Source organism: Flavobacterium magnum (assembly GCF_003055625.1).
Taxonomy (GTDB): domain Bacteria; phylum Bacteroidota; class Bacteroidia; order Flavobacteriales; family Flavobacteriaceae; genus Flavobacterium; species Flavobacterium magnum.
This window is the reverse complement of the sequence record NZ_CP028811.1, coordinates 1934940-1953645: the sequence shown is the minus strand read 5'-3', so window position 1 is coordinate 1953645 and position 18706 is coordinate 1934940. Positions and strand designations below refer to the sequence as shown.

General features: G+C 47.3%; 17 protein-coding genes. 10 read left to right on the top strand and 7 right to left on the bottom strand.

Annotated elements, in window-relative coordinates:
- Positions 1–69 precede the first annotated feature (69 nt).
- Entirely contained in the window at positions 70–456 is a 387-nt protein-coding gene (locus HYN48_RS08065; RefSeq protein WP_108370619.1) for a DUF1573 domain-containing protein, read from the bottom strand.
- Positions 457–613: 157 nt separating this feature from the next.
- Between HYN48_RS08065 and HYN48_RS08060 the strand changes: the two genes are divergently transcribed.
- The 4 genes from HYN48_RS08060 (at position 614) to HYN48_RS08045 (ending at position 4378) form a co-directional block, all read left to right on the top strand.
- Positions 614–1870, top strand: a complete 1257-nt coding sequence (locus HYN48_RS08060) for a sensor histidine kinase (protein ID WP_108370618.1) — start codon at positions 614–616, stop codon at positions 1868–1870.
- A complete protein-coding gene (locus HYN48_RS08055) occupies positions 1871–2551 on the top strand; it encodes a response regulator transcription factor (protein WP_108370617.1) in 681 nt (226 codons plus the stop codon).
- Positions 2552–2553: 2 nt separating this feature from the next.
- Complete coding sequence (locus HYN48_RS08050; protein ID WP_245945937.1) at positions 2554–3831, top strand: glycoside hydrolase 5 family protein; 1278 nt, start codon at positions 2554–2556, stop codon at positions 3829–3831.
- A gap of 103 nt (positions 3832–3934) precedes the next feature.
- Entirely contained in the window at positions 3935–4378 is a 444-nt protein-coding gene (locus HYN48_RS08045; protein WP_146171746.1) for a hypothetical protein, read from the top strand.
- A gap of 1 nt (position 4379) precedes the next feature.
- On the opposite strand, the gene HYN48_RS08040 is transcribed toward HYN48_RS08045, so the two are convergent.
- Positions 4380–6569 carry a B12-binding domain-containing radical SAM protein gene (locus tag HYN48_RS08040; protein ID WP_108370614.1) on the bottom strand — a complete coding sequence of 730 codons (2190 nt, stop codon included), beginning with the start codon at positions 6567–6569 and terminating at the stop codon, positions 4380–4382.
- Positions 6570–6723: 154 nt separating this feature from the next.
- Here HYN48_RS08040 and HYN48_RS08035 point away from each other — a divergent pair, with 154 nt between their 5' ends.
- From HYN48_RS08035 to HYN48_RS08015, 5 genes are all read left to right on the top strand, one after another.
- Complete coding sequence (locus tag HYN48_RS08035) at positions 6724–7182, top strand: T9SS type A sorting domain-containing protein (protein ID WP_108370613.1); 459 nt, start codon at positions 6724–6726, stop codon at positions 7180–7182.
- Positions 7183–7270: 88 nt separating this feature from the next.
- Positions 7271–8896, top strand: a complete 1626-nt coding sequence (locus tag HYN48_RS08030) for a hypothetical protein (RefSeq protein WP_108370612.1) — start codon at positions 7271–7273, stop codon at positions 8894–8896.
- Between the two features lie 49 nt (positions 8897–8945).
- Positions 8946–10535 carry a bacillithiol biosynthesis cysteine-adding enzyme BshC gene (gene bshC, locus HYN48_RS08025; RefSeq protein ID WP_108370611.1) on the top strand — a complete coding sequence of 530 codons (1590 nt, stop codon included), beginning with the start codon at positions 8946–8948 and terminating at the stop codon, positions 10533–10535.
- Positions 10536–10677: 142 nt separating this feature from the next.
- Positions 10678–13332: a T9SS type A sorting domain-containing protein gene (locus HYN48_RS08020; protein WP_108370610.1), complete on the top strand. Its 2655-nt coding sequence runs from the start codon at positions 10678–10680 to the stop codon at positions 13330–13332.
- A 148-nt stretch (positions 13333–13480) separates the two neighbouring features.
- Complete coding sequence (locus HYN48_RS08015; RefSeq protein WP_108370609.1) at positions 13481–13900, top strand: nucleoside-diphosphate kinase; 420 nt, start codon at positions 13481–13483, stop codon at positions 13898–13900.
- A 121-nt stretch (positions 13901–14021) separates the two neighbouring features.
- Here the strand turns inward: HYN48_RS08015 and HYN48_RS08010 are convergent, their stop codons facing one another.
- The 3 genes from HYN48_RS08010 to HYN48_RS08000 all read right to left on the bottom strand — a co-directional run bounded on the left by HYN48_RS08010 (position 14022) and on the right by HYN48_RS08000 (position 16066).
- A complete protein-coding gene (locus HYN48_RS08010) occupies positions 14022–14318 on the bottom strand; it encodes a DciA family protein (protein WP_108370608.1) in 297 nt (98 codons plus the stop codon).
- Positions 14318–14737, bottom strand: coding sequence for a hypothetical protein (locus tag HYN48_RS08005; protein ID WP_108370607.1), 420 nt, complete (start codon positions 14735–14737; stop codon positions 14318–14320). The genes HYN48_RS08010 and HYN48_RS08005 overlap by 1 nt, the downstream gene beginning before the upstream one ends.
- 81 nt (positions 14738–14818) lie before the next feature.
- Entirely contained in the window at positions 14819–16066 is a 1248-nt protein-coding gene (locus HYN48_RS08000) for an outer membrane beta-barrel protein (protein WP_108370606.1), read from the bottom strand.
- 128 nt (positions 16067–16194) lie between these two features.
- Here HYN48_RS08000 and HYN48_RS07995 point away from each other — a divergent pair, with 128 nt between their 5' ends.
- Positions 16195–17259 carry a serine hydrolase domain-containing protein gene (locus HYN48_RS07995; RefSeq protein ID WP_108370605.1) on the top strand — a complete coding sequence of 355 codons (1065 nt, stop codon included), beginning with the start codon at positions 16195–16197 and terminating at the stop codon, positions 17257–17259.
- Positions 17260–17311: 52 nt separating this feature from the next.
- On the opposite strand, the gene ftsY is transcribed toward HYN48_RS07995, so the two are convergent.
- Entirely contained in the window at positions 17312–18265 is a 954-nt protein-coding gene (gene ftsY, locus HYN48_RS07990) for a signal recognition particle-docking protein FtsY (protein WP_108373478.1), read from the bottom strand.
- Positions 18266–18547: 282 nt separating this feature from the next.
- Positions 18548–18700, bottom strand: a complete 153-nt coding sequence (locus tag HYN48_RS07985) for a DUF4295 domain-containing protein (RefSeq protein WP_108370604.1) — start codon at positions 18698–18700, stop codon at positions 18548–18550.
- Between the last annotated feature and the right edge of the window lie 6 nt (positions 18701–18706).

Below are 18706 nucleotides of genomic sequence, written 5' to 3'. Positions count from 1 at the left end.
TTTTGTGAAAAAACAAAGATGCCATTGTCAAGGTTTGACAATGGCATCAAATTAAAAAAGCACAAAATCTTAAATAACGGTTCCTTTTAAGGTAAGCACTTTCGGGCTGTCACTTTCCGAAGTGGTTACGGTGATGGTCTTTGTAAACTGTCCCTTGTTTGCCGCACTGTACGTCGCGGTAATTTTAGCTGATTTTCCGGGCGCAATCGCTTCTTTGGGATAGTCGGCGACGGTACAGCCACAAGAGGCTTTCGCGCTGGTGATGGTCACCGCAGTTTCGCCGCTGTTCTTGAATTCAAATTCGATGGTTTTCGGCGTGCCCTGCGGAATTTCTCCGGTGTCCACGGTTTCGGCTTTCCAGATTACCTTGCCACCGGTAGCAGGCAGCGTAGCGAATGATGAAAATCCGATCGTGCAAAACATTGCAGTGACAAATAGAATAAGGGTGTGTTTCATAATTAAGGTTTTTTCGATTAATAAAAAAGGCGTGCCTTTGTTTGCTGTTCCAAAAGTATTTTAATCTTCCAGGCGCCGTTGTTAACGACTTTCAAATGTTTGTTAACGAGTTGTTAAGCAGCATTTCAAACCGATAATTTGCCTAATATTGCAGGCAATGAAAGTGAACAAGCTTAACATCATCATACTGCTGGGGCTCATTGCCATCATTGGAATCCTCGTATTGCAACTGCTCTGGACCCGGCAGGCCTACACGATAGAGGAGAAAAAATTCAGCCAGAAATCCCATATCGCCCTGCTCGAGGTATCCAAGAAATTATATGAGGGAACCAACAATGAACTGCCCGGCGACAATCCGGTACAAAAGGTGTCCAATGATTATTACGTGGTCAACATCAACAATGATTTTGATCCGAAAATCCTCGAATTCTATCTCAAAGCGGAATTCGCCAAAGTTAACATAGCCACTGATTTCGAGTACGCGATGTACAATTGCCAGAGCGACGAAATGGTGTATGGCAACTATGTTTCCTATTCAGATAAGGATGCCGCGCCACAGAAAGTCTATTTCCCGAAGCACAAAAACCTGGTCTATTATTTTGCCGTCCGCTTCCCGAATGAAACGTCGTACCTGTTCAGTTCACTCAAGTTCTGGTTTGTACTGACGATTGCGCTGATTGTAATCCTGCTGATTTATGTGTATTCGATTTTCACCATCTTACAACAAAAGAAATATTCCGAACTGCAGCGCGATTTCATCAACAATATGACGCACGAATTCAAGACCCCGCTGTCGTCGATCCTGATTGCTTCGCATTACCTCAGCAAACAACCGCAAATCCGGTCTGATGAGAAACTTGATAAGTACACCGGGATTATCATCGCTCAAAGCAACAAGCTTAACGCACATATCGAGAAAGTACTCAACATCGCCAAATCAGACAATTCTGCATTGGTGCTGCATAAAGAACGTACTGAATTGATTGCGGTCATCAGGAATGCCGTAGAAAGCATCCACCTTAAATACCCGGAAACGAAAGTCAGCATTGAAGCGCAAAGGTCCGAATACCATATTGCTGCCGATGCGTTTCATTTCACCAACATCGTGTACAACCTGATCGACAACTCGGTCAAGTACTGCGAGAAAACACCCGAAATCACCATTCGCATTACCGAAGAAAGTGACAAACTCAGGATAGCGTTCGTCGACAATGGCGTCGGGATTTCAGGAAAGAATATTTCGTTTATTTTTGATAAGTTCTTTCGGATCAGCAATTCGAGAAGTAATGAGGTGACGGGTTTCGGACTCGGACTTTACTATGTTAAAAAAATATGCGTGCTCCACCACTGGAAGATTGTACCTTCCGCAAATCCGGACGGCGGACTCACAATGACCCTAATAATGCCAAAATAAATGCACTTTAAGATATTGTATGCCGAAGACGACGATACGCTCGCGTTCCTGACCAAAGACAACCTGGAACAGCATGGCTACGACGTTACGCACTGCGCAGATGGTGAGACCTGCCTCGAAATATTCCGGGCGGGCGCGTTCGACATTTGCATCTTCGATATCATGATGCCGAAAAGGGACGGTTTCGAGCTTGCTTCGGAAATCAGAAAAACCAATACCGACATCCCGATTATTTTCCTTTCCGCCAAAACGCTCAAGGAAGACCGCATCAAAGGCCTGCGCATTGGTGCCGATGATTATCTCGTAAAGCCATTCAGCATCGAGGAGCTGTTGCTGAAGATTGAAATATTCCTGAAGCGGTCCCGGCGCAGCGTCGAGGCAAATCCCGTGTATGATCTCGGAAGCTACCGTTTCGACAGCCAGAATTACATCGTGTTCAAGGAAAATGAAAAAATTAAGCTCACCGAGCGTGAAGCCGCATTGCTCAAGTACTTCCTGGACAATAAAAATAAGGTGCTCAAACGCGAGCAGATCCTGACTGCGCTCTGGGGCGACGATGATTATTTCATGGGACGCAGCCTCGATGTGTTTATTTCAAGGCTCCGGAAGATAATCGCCAATGAGCCAGGGCTCGGCATCGAAAACCTGCACGCAATTGGTTTTAAATTCAAATCAGAATGACCATGAAAAAATCAGTGTGCCTCTTTTTTTTACTGCTCGCCGTGACCGCGTCGGCGCAGTCTTTCGTTTCAGTAAAAGGAACCCGGTTTTTGAGGAACGGAAGGAATTATTCCTACGTCGGTGCCAATTACTGGTATGGCTCACTTTTGGCTTCCGGGAAAGGCGACCGACCACGGTTGCTTCGCGAGCTCGACCTGATGAAGCACTACGGCATCACCAACCTAAGGATAATGGTGGGTGCTGATGGCGGCAATTATGACTTTACCGTGCGGCAGGCGCTGCAACCTGAACAGGGCAAATACGATCCCGATCTGCTTGACGGACTTGATTTCCTGCTTTCGGAAATGGCCCGGCGCAACATGACGGCTGTCCTTTACCTGACCAACAATTGGGAATGGTCGGGCGGCATGGCGCAATACCTGGAGTGGAATGGCAAAGGCGCAATCCCTAACCCAAACATCGGAGCGGAACATACCTGGGATGAATTTATGGACTATGTAGCGCAGTTCCACTCCTGCGCAGCATGCAAATCGGCTTTGGCCCAACACATCACCTTTATTCTCGGCAGGAAAAATGCTTACACCAAAAAAAAATATACTGATGATCCTACAATCATGGCGTGGCAGGTCGCGAATGAGCCGCGCGTGTTTACCCCGGAAAATGAAGCAGCTTTTACTGACTGGCTCAATGAAGCGGTAAACCTGATTGACCGACTTGACAAGAACCACCTGATTTGTACCGGATCCGAAGGCAGGATGGGGGCTAACGGCGACCTGGGCACCTTCGCACGCACGCATGCCAACCCGAAAATCGATTACCTGACCATGCACATCTGGCCAAAAAACTGGAACTGGTACAAGTCCGCTGACGCGAAAGCTACGCTGCCAACAGCGATTTCCAATGCTGAAAAATACATCGACGAGCATGTGGCATTGGCGCGTAACATGAATCGTCCTATCGTCATTGAGGAATTCGGCCTGCCCAGGGAAGATGAAAGCCTGTCTCCCAAAACGGCTTTCGACGACAGGCTGGCGTTTTACAACCTGTTCTTTGAGAAACTCTCAAAGAGTATTTCCGGGGACGGCCCGTTGCGGGGCATCAATTTCTGGGGTTTTGGCGGCGAAGGTGTCGCAAAGGATGAAAGTGGAAAGTGGCATGCCGGTGATCCTTACACGGCTGATCCACCGCAGGAACCACAAGGACTCAATACGGTTTTCAGCAGCGACACCAAGTTGCTCGAGCTGATAAAACGTTGTAATCTCACCATCGGGAACGACTGATTTGCCGGTTTTGAGGTTCCGAATTGGGTAAAAATTAACGACGTTAAAAAAATATCTTTGAAGATTAATTGTAAGTTTGGCAATCAAAATCAATTTCCTGAACATGAAACAAATACTCGTCCTTGCAGTGTTCATTTTTTCTTCATTTTCAATCCAGGCGCAATACGGCGGCGTAGACCGCAGCATTGGCGGGCCTGGCCAGTTCCAGACAGGCAAGAAAAAGGACAAGAAGTCTGATTTTGATTTCGTACAGGCCTCGACGGATAAAATGACCAAGGAGCTTTCCCTGGATGATTTCCAGAAAGCGGCCGTAAAAAATATTATCGACGACTATAAAAACCAGGTTATGTCAATCACTGTTGAGGAAATTCCAGATACCGGCAAAAGTGAAAAAATGAATACTGCCAAAGACAAGATGGAAGCGAAAATCCGTCAATTGCTTAACAAAGAGCAGTTGCTGAAATTCGAAAACCTCAAGAACAAAGCCGAAAAAAAAGACAAGGGCAAGAAAAAAGACAGCCCGGAAGCGGATGAAAAGAAGGACTGACCTATAATACCAGTAAACCGTGTTTCCTGAGCGTCTGCATCGGTTTAGCATACCAGAACAATTCGAAGTCGTCAAGATGTTGCTCAAAATCTGACTTGATTTCGCTGAACTGCCACACTTTTTGATTCGTCACGCGGACCTGCTCCAACAGTCCGGCCAACCACTCCCCTTCCGCCCGATTAAACTGAAGCGCGAACGCCTCCTTTTTAGTATGGAATGTCAAAGCCACCATTTCCCATGAACGTCCTTTTTTCGATTTGGTGACGTATTGCATGGAAGGCATACCGCCAAGCCAAATAACCTTCGCCGAACCCTTGGTGTCAAACATGCCGTCTTCCTCCAATGCATTGACGATAAAATCGCGGCTTATAGTCGTATTGGGAATCTTAAAATCAAACCAATCCTGAAGCCTGTAATCGAAACAAATGCCGTGCATGAAATTGAAAAGCGACTTTTTTAGGCCAAAGCTGAATTGATCATGATTGATTCCGGTGTTGTCCGTGTAATTGATGTCGTTGTTTGCAAAACTACCGACCAATTCCGAATCCTTGACGACACCGAACCTCGCGGGTTCGAGCCCTACCGGACTGTGCGCCGTCATCGCAAACTGGTGCCAGAATCCGGATTGCAGAATCCCCGCTTCGAACATCTGCCTCACCATTTCGAGACTGTCGACGGTCTCCTGAACGGTCTGCGTCGGGTAGCCATACATCAGGTAGGCATGCACCATGATGCCGTTTTCGGTGAAATTCCGCGTGACCCTCGCCACCTGCGCCACCGTCACGCCTTTATCAATCAGTTTGAGGAGCCGGTCGGAAGCCACTTCGAGTCCGCCAGACACCGCAATACATCCCGAAGCCTTGAGCAAATGGCACAGGTCTGCCGTGAAACTTTTCTCGAAACGGATGTTGGTCCACCAGGTGATCGTAAGCTTACGCCTGAGGATCTCAATGGCCAATGCGCGCATCAGTGCGGGGGGCGCGGCCTCATCCACGAAATGGAAACCGGTTTGCCCGGTCTGCGCTACGAGTTCCTCAATGCGGTCACAAAGTAATGACGCGGCGACCGGTTCATAAATCCTGATATAGTCGAGTGATATATCGCAGAAAGTACACTTTCCCCAGTAGCACCCGTGTGCCATCGTAAGTTTGTTCCAGCGGCCATCGCTCCACATGCGGTGCATCGGGTTTACAATCTCTATCACCGAAATATACCGGTCCAGCAGCAAGTCGCTGTAGTCCGGCGTACCGGTTTCAGACTGTTTGTAATCGTGCTGAACGGAGTCATTTTTATAAACGACCGCGTTATTTTCAAGAAGGAATGTACGTTTGTAGGTGCGCTCCGATTTGGGAAGTGACGAATTCCGGAGCAACTGTGCCACCGGCGCCTCACCGTCATCGAGCGTGATGAAATCGAAAAACTCAAACACGCGCGGATCCGAAAGCGAACGCAATTCGGTGTTTGGAAAACCGCCGCCCATGGCGACAATTGCGTCGGGGTAATGTATTTTGGCCCATTGGGCACAGCGGAAAGCCGCGTACAGATTGCCTGGAAATGGTACCGAAATGAAGATATGCGTCGGTTGGATTTCACTGATTTTTTGCTCTAGGAGTTGGTATAGTATCCGATCGATATAAGTGGGTTGCTGTTGCAGCGACGCGTACAATTCATCAAACGAATTGGCGCTGCGGCCGAGTCTTTCGGCGTAGCGGCTAAACCCGAAATTGTCGTCGACACATTCCACAATCAGGTCGGAAATATCTTCGAGGTACAGCGTCGCGAGGTGTTTTGCCTTGTCCTGTGTGCCCATCGTCCCGAACGCCCAATCAAGTTCTTCCAACTGGCTGAACCGCGACGCTTCGGGCAGGAAATCCTCCTGACAGATCTGGAGTGCCAGTGTTGGGTTTTTGCCCTGCAGGAACAGGATTACGGCATCAATCGTGTCAATGTAATCCTTCCTGAGGGATATCATGCGTGCGGCGTTAGGAGTGACATCTGCGGAAGCGCCGATAAAATCAAACAACTCCGTAAGCCCTTTTTTGGAAAACAACGCGAGGATTACCTCAATGCCCAAATCAGCCTGAAAAGCGGCAATGCCTTGTGTGTTGAGGAAACCCTTGAGATAAGCGGTCGCCGGATAAGGCGTGTTGAGCTGGGTAAACGGCGGCGTGATGAGGAAGGGTCTGACCATATGGCAAAATTAGTCTTAATTTCTGAAATTTTAAGTCCATACGATTTCGGGAGGCGTTAAACGATAGTTTCTCCTGCACGGAATTTAAAAAAAAGGCTAACCGATTGACAATTAAAACGAAAAGGTAGTAGATTTGCCTCCAAATAAATTCGATATGAAAAAGGTGTTTTTTTTACTGCCCGCGTTAATCTGCACGGGTCTCCGGGCGCAGCAGAGCACGGTCGCAGGCGGCGGAAATGCAACCGGGTCAGGCGGCACCGTGAGTTACTCTGTAGGACAAATTTCTTATAAAAGTCCGGATAGCGCATTGATTACCGTCGGTGTCCAGCAACCTTATGAAATCATCGTTTTAGGAAAAGACGAGCTTCCCGGAATACAGCTTTTGGCATATCCCAATCCGGTGCGCAACAACCTGACGTTAAAAAACGCCGACGACCGCGACGGCAGTTTAACATACAGCCTCTCTGACATCACCGGTAAAGTCCTGTTATCACCTGCCGCTTTCTCTGGAGAAACATTGGTGGCAATGCAGCAATATCCTCCGGGAATCTACCTGATTACGATCTGCGGAAGCGATAAAAAAATCAAGACATTCAAAATCATAAAAAAATAAGAACATGGTTAAAAAGTACATTCCCCAAATAATCCTTTTCGCTTTATTGCTCATCAGTTCCACGCTATCTGCTCAGGCTCCACAAAAAATGAGCTACCAGTCAGTAATACGGGATGCTTCCGGGAACCTGGTTACGGAAACCCCAATCAGTGTGCGCATCAGCATTGTAAAAAATGACCCTCTGGGGATTGCTGTTTATGTTGAGACACACGCGGTTACGACGAATGAAAATGGTCTGGCCAGCCTTGAAATTGGGGGCGGAACACCGGTTACGGGGACATTTTCAGCGATCAGCTGGGGTGACGGAAATTATTTCATCAAGACCGAAACCGATCCTGAGGGTGGGAGTAATTACAGCATCTCAGGGACCAGCCAGTTGCTGAGTGTGCCCTACGCACTGTATTCGGGAACGAGTTTGAATCAGGGGAAATCCACCATTTTTATCACCGGTGATACCAGTAATGCCGAAGCTGCCGCGCAAATACAATCTCAGTTTGGCCCCAATACGGAGAACATTATCGTTGATGCCACGACGCAATTGACGACGCTTGACCTGAGTATGGTGACAACTTTACTTGACCTGCAGATCACCAATAACCGACAGCTTGTTACACTGAATCTTAGCCATCTTACGACAGTGTACCGCGATGTCAGCATTAGCGACAACCTTCACCTTACCACGGTTGACTTTTCGGCATTCACAACGTCCAGAAGAAAATTTGATGTGGTTGACAATAACGATCTGAGCTCGCTTACTTTTCCGGCGCTGACGAAAATTGCACCGGGATCGAAGTTCCTGCTGACCGATAATGCCAGCATGACGAGTTTGTCTTTTCCGGTAATGACGGCGTCTTACAATTTGGATATAGAAGACAATCCATTGCTGCAAACCATCGACCTTGGTGCATTGATAAATAATACGCAGAAGATTTATATTGCGAACAATGCGGTGCTCGCCAATGTAAACCTGGACGACCTGCATACCGGCAGAACAGTTACCATAACCGGCAACAACCAGATCGGCTCATTAAACCTGCCTGCGTTAACTTCAGGTACGTTATTTATAAACTCATCAACTTTAGCGTCTGTAAACCTGCCGCTGATTGCAACAGGCAGTGTTTCTGTCTATGGTGACCTGATCAGCAGCATCACGCTGCCTTCGCTTGCCACGGGCGGTTTTTCTGCTTATGGCGACTTGATCAACAGCATCAGTCTGCCTTCACTCACCACGGGTAGTGTCTCGGTTCACGCTCCGATGCTTACCTCGCTTGAGATTCCGTTGCTAACAGTTGCCGATTTGATTGGCATTCAGGCAACGGGCTTTACGAGTTTATCGTTTGAGCACATTACCTCCATTAATTCCCTCCATGTCAGCTTTAACACAATGCTTACCTCAGTAACTTTCCCTGCATTGACGTTCTTAAAGGAATGCAGTTTCCAATCGAATCCGGTTCTTGGAACAGTTGCGTTTCCTGTGCTTGACGAAGTGGGTGGTATAATAGCACCCGGCAACTACAATCAGTATGCTTTCAGCTATAATGCCCTGACGGTTGCTACAGTAAACAACCTGCTGCATACGTGGCTTCTCGTTGCGCCGGCAACCGGGAAACAGTTGTTTCTGGGTTCCCAAAGTCCTCCGGCACCGCCGACGGGACAGGGTATTATAGACAAACAGGCACTCATCAGCGCAGGAAATACTGTAGTTACGGATTAAGTAAAACCATCTTTTTTTAGTAATTTTACGGGAAATTCAAACTTTCCACATGCCAACCGACTGTATTACGTATCAGGATTCCGGGTATTTCACACCTTTAGTTGTCGATTACCTCAACCAAAAACCCGGCGTACGACAGTGGTACCATCGGTTCCCATCACTTGAAAATTTTAAGGCGCAGATGGAGGAGAAAAAAAGGAATTTCCCTCGGGAAAACCGTGCGGTCCTGGTGGCAGAACTTGAAAGGCAGTATGCTCAAATCAAGGCTTCTGCGCTGACTAAAGAGCATATTTCGCTTTTGGCGGATGACGATACTTTCGCCGTAACGACCGGCCACCAGCTGAACCTTTTTACCGGGCCGCTGTACTTTCTGTACAAAATCATCACGTCAATAAACCTCGCCAGGGAACTCAGCGTAAAATATCCCGGGAACCGCTTTGTTCCTGTGTATTGGATGGCGACCGAAGACCATGACTTTGAAGAAATCAACTACTTTAATTTCCGTGGGAAGAAATTCCGTTGGAACCGTGAAAGCGCCGGCGCCGTGGGGCGTTTATCTACGGAAGGGCTTGACCAGTTCCTCGAGATTTTTGCAAGGGAACTCGGACCCGGCCTTCATGCCGAAACACTCAGGACACTGTTCAGCGATGCTTACACCGGGCACACGACCCTGGCGGAAGCCACGCGCTATCTGGCCAATGCGCTGTTTGGCGCTCACGGGCTTGTAATCATCGATGCCGATTCGGCTGCATTGAAAAAAGCGTTCGTCCCGTATGTGAAAGCTGAACTGGAACAACAGGTCTCTTTCGGGAAAGTTTCTGAAACCATTGCCGGCTTTGGCGATTACACCGTGCAGGTGAATCCGCGTGAAATCAACCTTTTTTATCTGGAGGACCAGCTGCGCGAACGGATCATTTTTGATCAGGGTAAGTACATCGTGAACCATACCGATTTAAGTTTTACCAAAGAAGAAATCCTTGATCTGGCTGAAAATCATCCCGAGAAAATCAGCCCCAATGTGATCATGCGCCCACTTTATCAGGAAGTCATATTGCCGAATCTTTGCTACATCGGCGGCGGTGGCGAAATCGCGTACTGGCTTGAACTGAAAGCATTCTTCGATGCTGCAGGCGTCACTTTCCCGATGCTGCTGATCCGCAACTCAGTATTGCTGGCTACCGAGAAACAGGCTGGGAAAGCGGAGCGACTTGAATTGCAATGGAGAGACCTGTTTATGAAACAGGACGCGTTGGCAAATAAAAAAATCAGGTCCCTTTCAGAGTTTCCTGTGGATTTGTCGGAGCAGAAGAAATTCCTGTCAGACCAGTTTAAAAAACTCCACGACATGGCACTGCATACCGATAAATCGTTCACGGGTGCCGTAAAAGCGCAGGAGATCAAACAAATCAAAGGCCTTGAAAACCTGGAAAAGCGTTTGCTCAAAGCGCAGAAAAGGAAGCATGCTGATGAATTGGAGCGCATTACCAATTTACAAAATGAGCTTTTCCCGCTTAACGGTTTGCAGGAAAGAAGCGCCAATTTTGCAGAGTTTTATCTCGAATATGGTGATTTGCTGATTGAACGCCTTGTGGATACGCTGCAACCCTTTTCTCATCACTTCAGCGTACTGGTTTTGTAAACTGCTGATAGCCATTTCAGTTGCGCTAAAAAAGTTATCAATACGCAAACGTTTTCGTGCATACATTTCTTTATCGGTAAATATCAATCTGTTAAATTTTATCTAAATTTAACGGACACATATTAACTAAAACTGATAAGGAATGAAAAAAACACTACTCTTTTTAACGATGTTGCTGTTTTCCATCACGCAGGCACAGGTAAATTCTGTGGCGGTCGTGGGCGAGGCAGCGGGTGGATGGCCCGGCGATCCAGGAAATCCGGGACCGGAAGACGTGCACCAGATGGCCACAACAGATGGCGTCCACTGGACCCTCGAAAACCTCACACTAACTACCTTTGGAAGTGGTGGCGGTATCAAATTCAGGGCCAACAATGCCTGGGCGATCAATTGGGGAAGCACGGCATTTCCTAGTGGGACCGGAACCCAGAATGGTCAGAATATCCAGTGCGTGGCGGGCGTTTACGATGTTACTTTTAACAGTGACACAGGTGCGTATTCGTTCACTAATGTCGTCTCTTTTCCGAGTATCGGGATGATTGGTACTGCGGTAAGCGCAGACGGGTTTGCTGGACCGGACGTCGATATGGTGACTTTTGACGGCATTTCATACTCGGTTACGAATTACAATTTTCTGGGCGGGGAGATGAAATTCCGGCAGGATGATGCCTGGGACATCAACTGGGGCGGTACGGCATTCCCGAGTGGTGTTGCGACCATCAACGCGGGGAATAACATACCGGTTCCTGCGGGTACATATTCGGTGACTTTTAACAGGATTACGGGCGATTACAGCTTTACTTTCCCAAGTATCGGCGTAATCGGGACGGCAGTGAGTGCCGGAGGATTTACAGATCCGGATACCGACTTAAGCACGACTGATGGTGTGAATTATGTCCTATACAACCATACGTTTACTACCGGTGAGGCCAAATTCAGGCAGGATAACGACTGGGCTGTTAACTGGGGCAGTGCTGATTTCCCATCCGGAACAGGCACGCAGGATGGATCCAACATCATGGTTACGGCAGGAATGTATACGGTGCATTTTAACCGTCAAACCGGTGCTTATTCTTTTGACGCTCCGGTGGTATTTGCCAATATCGGCGTATTGGGTACGGCGGTAACTTCAGGTGGCTTCGACGATCCTGATACGAATATGACCACCAACGATGGTATTACTTACACGCTTGAAAATTATGTCTTCACAAATGGGGAATTGAAATTCCGTCAGGACGATGCCTGGACCACCAACTGGGGTGTGGATCTTTTGAACGATAATTTTCCAAACGGCACTGCTGTTCAGGGCGGTTCAAACATTCCTGTTGTGGCCGGCACCTATACACTGACGTTCAACCTGAGTACTTTGGCCTATTCATTTGTCGGTACACCGCTTTATCCAAGTGTCGGGATTTTGGGCACCGCGGTAACTGCCAACGGATTTGCCGGACCGGACGTCAACCTCTCCACCAATGACGGAGAAACCTATACACTTTCCAATTATACGTTCACAGCGGGCGAGGCCAAATTCCGCCAGAACGATGCCTGGGACATTAACTGGGGTAATCCTGCATTCCCTTCGGGAGTCGGCACTCAGGGCGGGAACAACATGATCATTCCTGCCGGGACCTTCAATGTAACGTTTACGCGTTCGACAGGTGCGTATGAATTTTCTACTGTAGGTGCTTTTCCATCTGTTGGCATTCTTGGAACCGCTGTAGACGCCAACGGGTTCAGCGGACCGGATACTGACCTGGTCACTACCAATGGCATCGTGTACACCCTGATGAACGTGACCCTGATGAACGGCGAAGCCAAATTCCGTCAGGATGACGCGTGGGACATCAATTGGGGAGGTTCTTCATTTCCCTCAGGTTTGAGCGACGGCAATAACATCCCTGTTGTTGCAGGCACGTATGACATCAGTTTCAACAGACTGACGGGCGCGTATAACTTTATGAGCATCAATAATTTTCCGAGTATCGGAATTATAGGAGATGCCGTGAGCGCGGACGGCTTTGCAGGACCGGACGTCGACATGCAGACAACAGATGGTATCACCTATACTTTGTTGGCTTACACGTTCGTTGATGGCGAAGCTAAATTCCGCCAGGACGACGGCTGGGCAGTGAATTGGGGAAGTACCACTTTCCCTTCAGGAGTTGGCGTGCAGGACGACCCTAATATCCCTGTGGTGGGAGGCACTTACAACGTCACTTTCAATATCCTTACAGGTGCCTATTCTTTCGATTTTGTAAGCATTGGTGTTTTAGGGACAGCCTTAACCGAAACCAATGGGTTTGATGGTCCGGACGTTAATATGAGTACCTCTGATGGGATATCCTATTCCCTGGAAATCTGGATGAATGCAGGTGAATTCAAATTCCGGCAAAATGACAGCTGGACCGTAAATTGGGGAATGGGAGCCGATATGTTTGAAGGCATTGCGGTACCCGACGGCCCGAATTTTGTAACGGGCGGCGGCGATACCATGGGTATTGGCTTCAACAGGGTCACCGGCGAATATATCATAGTAGGCCTGTTGGTTACGGTAGATGAGATTCCCGGCGTGCAATTTACAGCCTATCCGAATCCTTCACACGAAACCTGGAACATTGTAAGCAATGGCAATTTAAGTTCCATTAGCGTCATCGATGCGATGGGGAAAAACGTATTGACAAAAAATCTGTTTGGCAACCAGGGCACCGTGGATTGCTCCTCACTTGCTGCGGGACTTTATTTTGCGAAAGTGACATCCGATAAGGGTGTGCAGACGATTAAGCTGATTAAAAAATAGCACCGCATACGATTTAGAATTTTGGTTAATTTGAAAACCTCCGGAGGTCTCTTTGCCGGAGGTTTTTTTTTATGTCCCGATAATTACCTGTGTAGATTTTATTATATGGTTTTAATAAACTACTTTTGCGCAAAATTTTAAAATAAAAATGGCAACAAACAGAACTTTTACAATGATTAAGCCTGATGCGGTTGAAGCCGGAAACATCGGGAATATCCTGAAAATGATCACTGACGGAGGGTTTAAGATCGTTTCTTTAAAACTGACACAACTGACTACGGCTGACGCGCAGGCATTTTACGCCGTGCACGCCGCAAGGCCTTTCTACGGAGAGTTGGTTGAGTTTATGTCGAGAGGTCCAATCGTAGCGGCTATCCTCGAGAAAGAAAACGCAGTCGAGGATTTCAGGACTTTAATCGGTGCTACAAACCCTGCGGAAGCGGCTGAAGGCACAATCCGTAAAGCTTACGCAAAATCAATCGGTGAAAATGCAGTCCATGGCTCCGACAGCGACGAAAATGCTGCCATCGAAAGTGCTTTCCATTTTGCAGGAAGAGAGCAGTTTTAATCTAACGTCCTTGCTTGTAAAAGCTTGTCGATTCAGACTATAAGACCAAAAAATCCCGTTCATATGAACGGGATTTTTTTATATTTCATGTCACGGAAAGCAATGGATTCGTGCGTTTCGGCTACCTTAAAATGACTTCCCGAACCACTTCCCTACCCAGCTCTTCGTTAATCATCGAGACAATTTTTGCTTTTCCAAACATCAATTCCTCACGCAGCACGGACGATGACAGTGCAACATACAGCGTACTGCCTTTCAGGACCACTTCCTTAGTGTAATTCCGCACGCCATTGCCCATTAGCGAATCCCATGCCTCGCGCACTGCTACAGCGTCCATCCCGGGCTGCAACTTATTCAGGCTGATGATTTCCTTCAGCACATCGCTGATCGGACTTTCGTTACTCGCTCTTTTGACCATTACTTTACTGAAAATTTTACGGGACGTTTGTAATGGAATTCCGTGCCGGAACTGTCAGTGAGTACCAATTCCACGGCATTGACTTCAGTAATCCTGTCACGCCATTTGCCGTAAGGCGTTACATAACAGATGTAAAAATCATCCCCATCTTTCTTAACGCCAAGATCTTCCTTCTGGTCATTTATAATGTAACGGCCATCGAATTGCGGCATCACCTTCTTGCGGAAACCTTTGTTGTTCCTGACTTGAAAATAGTCGATGGTTTCGTTAATCTTAAAATCCTTCTTAAGGCCATCTTTGCCGACGGTTTGTGAAATCTCCCAATAGCCGTTGATTGCGGAGATATCTTCCTGGGTCACATCATGATGGCAACTGAACAAGGCTGCGGAAAGCAGGAACAAAAACGCTGATTTTTTCATTTTGTGGTAAAAGGTAAAAGTACTAAATCAGTGTTGACGCGCCATGCGCAACCCTCACAAATTTCCAAAAAATAAGGATTGTTAATTAAGCCTGTACCGAATCGTTGCAGCAAGCACAGCCAGCTTTGAGGCATTGATACCTCCCTCATTATAGAAATTTTTCGCGTACACATCGTAGTCGAGGTTCAACGATATCTTTTGCCCGAACATATAGCCAGCACCCAGTTTGGCATTGAACGCGGTCTCCGTATCGCCCTGAACGCGCGCAATATTTTCTATACCTGTCGGGGTGTATCGGTCTTTTGAATACGTTATTGTCCCGTTCGCAAGGCATACGCCGAAGGCCCCACTCAGAAAAACCCTGTTTTTCTCGTTTACGATGAAATAATATCTTGTCCCAACATTGATGTCAATGGGCGTGGCTTTAAATTCAACATAGTCCTGGATGTAAGTAACGAGGCTACCTGTAGAAAATTTGCGTGAATACAATTTAAAATCAGCCTTTTCCACGACAGTGTTCAGGAATAATTCCATGCGCTTGTTATTGAACGGCAGCAGCAGGGAAACCTCTGCCCCTGCTACAAAAGTTGAACCGCTTCCATTTTCAAACGATCCTTCCAGCGAGCCCACCTTGAACGTCGTCAGTCCTAAGCCCGCAATCACAGAATACTTCACTTCGCTCTTCCTTTGCTTTTCAGCATAGACTTTGCTTTCACTATTTCTGCAGTCGTTGTACCTGCGCACGACATCTGAAATTGATTTTTCGGTGTAAGGCAATCGCCTGAAATCGGCAGCAGTAAGTTTATCGCATTTAAGGGCTTCAAACAACTGCATCTTATAAGCGGTATTTTTTTGCTCATGGGCATCGTTGTCAACGTACACCCTCAAAAAAAGCTGTTTGAAAATCCCGTCGCCGGTTGACAGGAAATATTTGGGCTGGCTGTCATTAACGTAAGCGTAAAGCGACGCATCACCCTCAATCAGGACTTTAAGGAAAATCATCTTTTTTACATACTCAGGATTGCCGTTCATGGAATTATTTTCCTTCATTATGGTGGTCCTTCGCAGATCAATGTCTACCGTTTCCCTGACATACTTTATGGTTTCTCCTATCCCAAACTCCCTGACATCCTTGACGTCGAGACTTTTTTCGACAGATTGGGCGTCAGCTTTAAATTTAATAAGCGATGGCGTATTGCTCCAGTAGTTGTTTTCTACAAATCCGATTTTTTTCGTGCCATAATTGTCAATGTAATAGCCGGCTTCATAAGCGTTTTGTGCATGGCAGTAAGTCGTGATCAACACGAAGAAGTAAAGTAATGTTCTCATATTTTTTATTTTTGGTATGCCCAAATATACTTTTTTATATGAAATAATTAAACTTTTTATCAAATCGCGATTCACACGGCCACTTTGTACTAATATTCCGTAATTTTAAATTCGTAAAGAGAGATCCTATGAGAAATATACTACTTGCCCTTGCGCTTGTCTCGTTAAATTGCAGCACCAATAGTGGGGAAGACAATGCGCCCGTGGAAGACGCAATGTATTTTCCAACGTCAGGCGATGACACTTGGGAAACACGGGCTTTTTCAGACTTAAATTGGAATGAATCGGCCAGACAGCCCTTACTCAATTATCTCGAAACCAAACACACCAAAAGCTTCATCGTCCTGATCAATGGCAGGATCGTCATGGAGAATTATTTCAACGGGCATTCCGCGACGACGCCCTGGTACTGGGCGAGTGCCGGAAAGACGCTGACGTCGGCGATGACCGGCATTGCCGCGCAGCAAGGATTCGTTGATCTCAATGACAAGGTTTCGGATTATCTGGGAAACCAATGGACGAGCGCGCCTTTGGCTAAAGAAAACCTGATTACGTGCCGGCACCTCCTGACGATGACATCGGGACTTGATGATGCTTTGGGCGATAATGTCTCCCCCGCAAATCTTGAATACAAGGCGGATACGGGAACCCGCTGGGCGTACCACAACGTTTACGTGAAATTACAGGACGTGATAGCCGCTGCGACAGGACAGACTTGGAGTACTTACTTCAATACGCAATTGCGGGATAAAATCGGGATGACGGGCGCATGGCTGGCTTCGGGAGAGGATCTCAGCGTATATTGGAGTAACACCCGCAGCATGGCGCGTTTCGGATTGTTGATGCTCAATAAGGGAAAATGGGATGGGACGCAAATCCTCAATGAGAACTATGCCTTTGCTGCCACCTCAACGTCCCAGGACATCAACCTGGCATACGGTTATTTGTGGTGGCTCAACGGGAAGCCGAGTTACCACCTTCCGCAAAGCCAGTTTGAATTTCAGGGCAGCATCATCCCGTCAGCGCCTGACGATATGTACATGGCATTAGGAAAGAATGACCAGAAAATCTACATTGTCCCTTCAAAGAAAATGGTGGTGATCCGTATGGGAGAGGCCGCTGATAACGTAAACCTGGCCTTATCCGACTTCGACGAGGTGCTTTGGCAGAAAATTGCCTCGTTGTATAACTGAAAATTGAAGCCGGACAGCGGAAAAACAGCAGCGTAAAACACTGCAATTTTTCTTATTTAAAAAAGGAATCGACAAATTCGTACTTATTAAACACCTGCAGGTGCTCAATGCCCTCACCCACCCCGATATACTTTACAGGGATTTTAAATTGATCCGATATACCAATCACCACGCCACCCTTTGCGGTCCCGTCGAGTTTGGTTACCGCCAATGCGGTCACCTCGGTCGCAGCGGTAAACTGTTTGGCCTGTTCAAACGCGTTTTGTCCTGTAGAGCCGTCCAATACCAGCAGGACTTCGTGCGGCGCATCAGGCACCACTTTCTGCATCACACGCTTGACTTTGGTTAACTCGGCCATAAGATTGGTCTTGTTATGAAGACGGCCTGCAGTATCGATAATCACCACATCGGCATTTTGTGCTACTGCGGATTGCAGGGTGTCAAAAGCAACCGACGCAGGATCGCTTCCCATTTGTTGCTTCACTAATGGAACATTAACCCTGTCCGCCCAAATCTGCAACTGGTCTATAGCCGCAGCACGGAAAGTATCTGCAGCGCCAAGAACGACTTTAAATCCCGCTTTTTTAAACTGATGTGACAGCTTACCGATGGTCGTGGTTTTCCCGACACCGTTGACGCCCACGACCATAATCACATACGGCTTTTTGTTGGTGGGAATCACGAATTCCGAGGCCTCGCCCAGATTGGTTTCAGAAAGCAACGCAGCGATTTCCTCACGCAGTATCCGGTTCAGTTCGTCAGTACCGAGGTATTTGTCCTCAGCGACCCGCTTTTCAATCCGGGTGATGATCTTGAGCGTGGTATCGACGCCTACGTCTGACGCGACAAGAATTTCCTCGAGGTTGTCGAGCACCTCATCATCCACTTTTGATTTTCCGGCTACGGCTTTGGTCAGTTTTGAAAAGAAAGAGGTCTTTGATTTCTCAAGCCCTTCATCGAGCGTTTGTTTCTTTTCGGAGGAGAATATTTTTTTGAAAAATGACATGGTCTGAATACTTTCGTTAATGTGTGCCCTGCATTCCACTCCTCCCGAGGGGTGCCTGAAAGGCGGGGTGGTCAGCCCGGATAGCAGCGGAAAGCCCGGAGTGCTGAAGGCACGGATTTTGAAAATTGCCGCGGCGACCAAAGGAAGCCGGCGGGGATTTTACAAAAGACCGCCTGAAGCGCGAGGACTTGCAGCGGATAGCCGGATTGGCTGCGGCAAATATATAAAATAAAAAAGCTACTTCCGGTGAGAAAGCAGCTGTTCTATATCATGTATGGTGAATTATTTCTTTTTCAGAAATTCATCTACGGCCTCTGGAGCCATAATCGCTTCAACAAAAGTGTAAGCACCGGTTTTTGGCGACTTTACCATTTTGATGGCTTTAGACAATCTTTTTGATTGTGTCTGTAATGTTGCTACGGTTTTCTTTGCCATGACGCT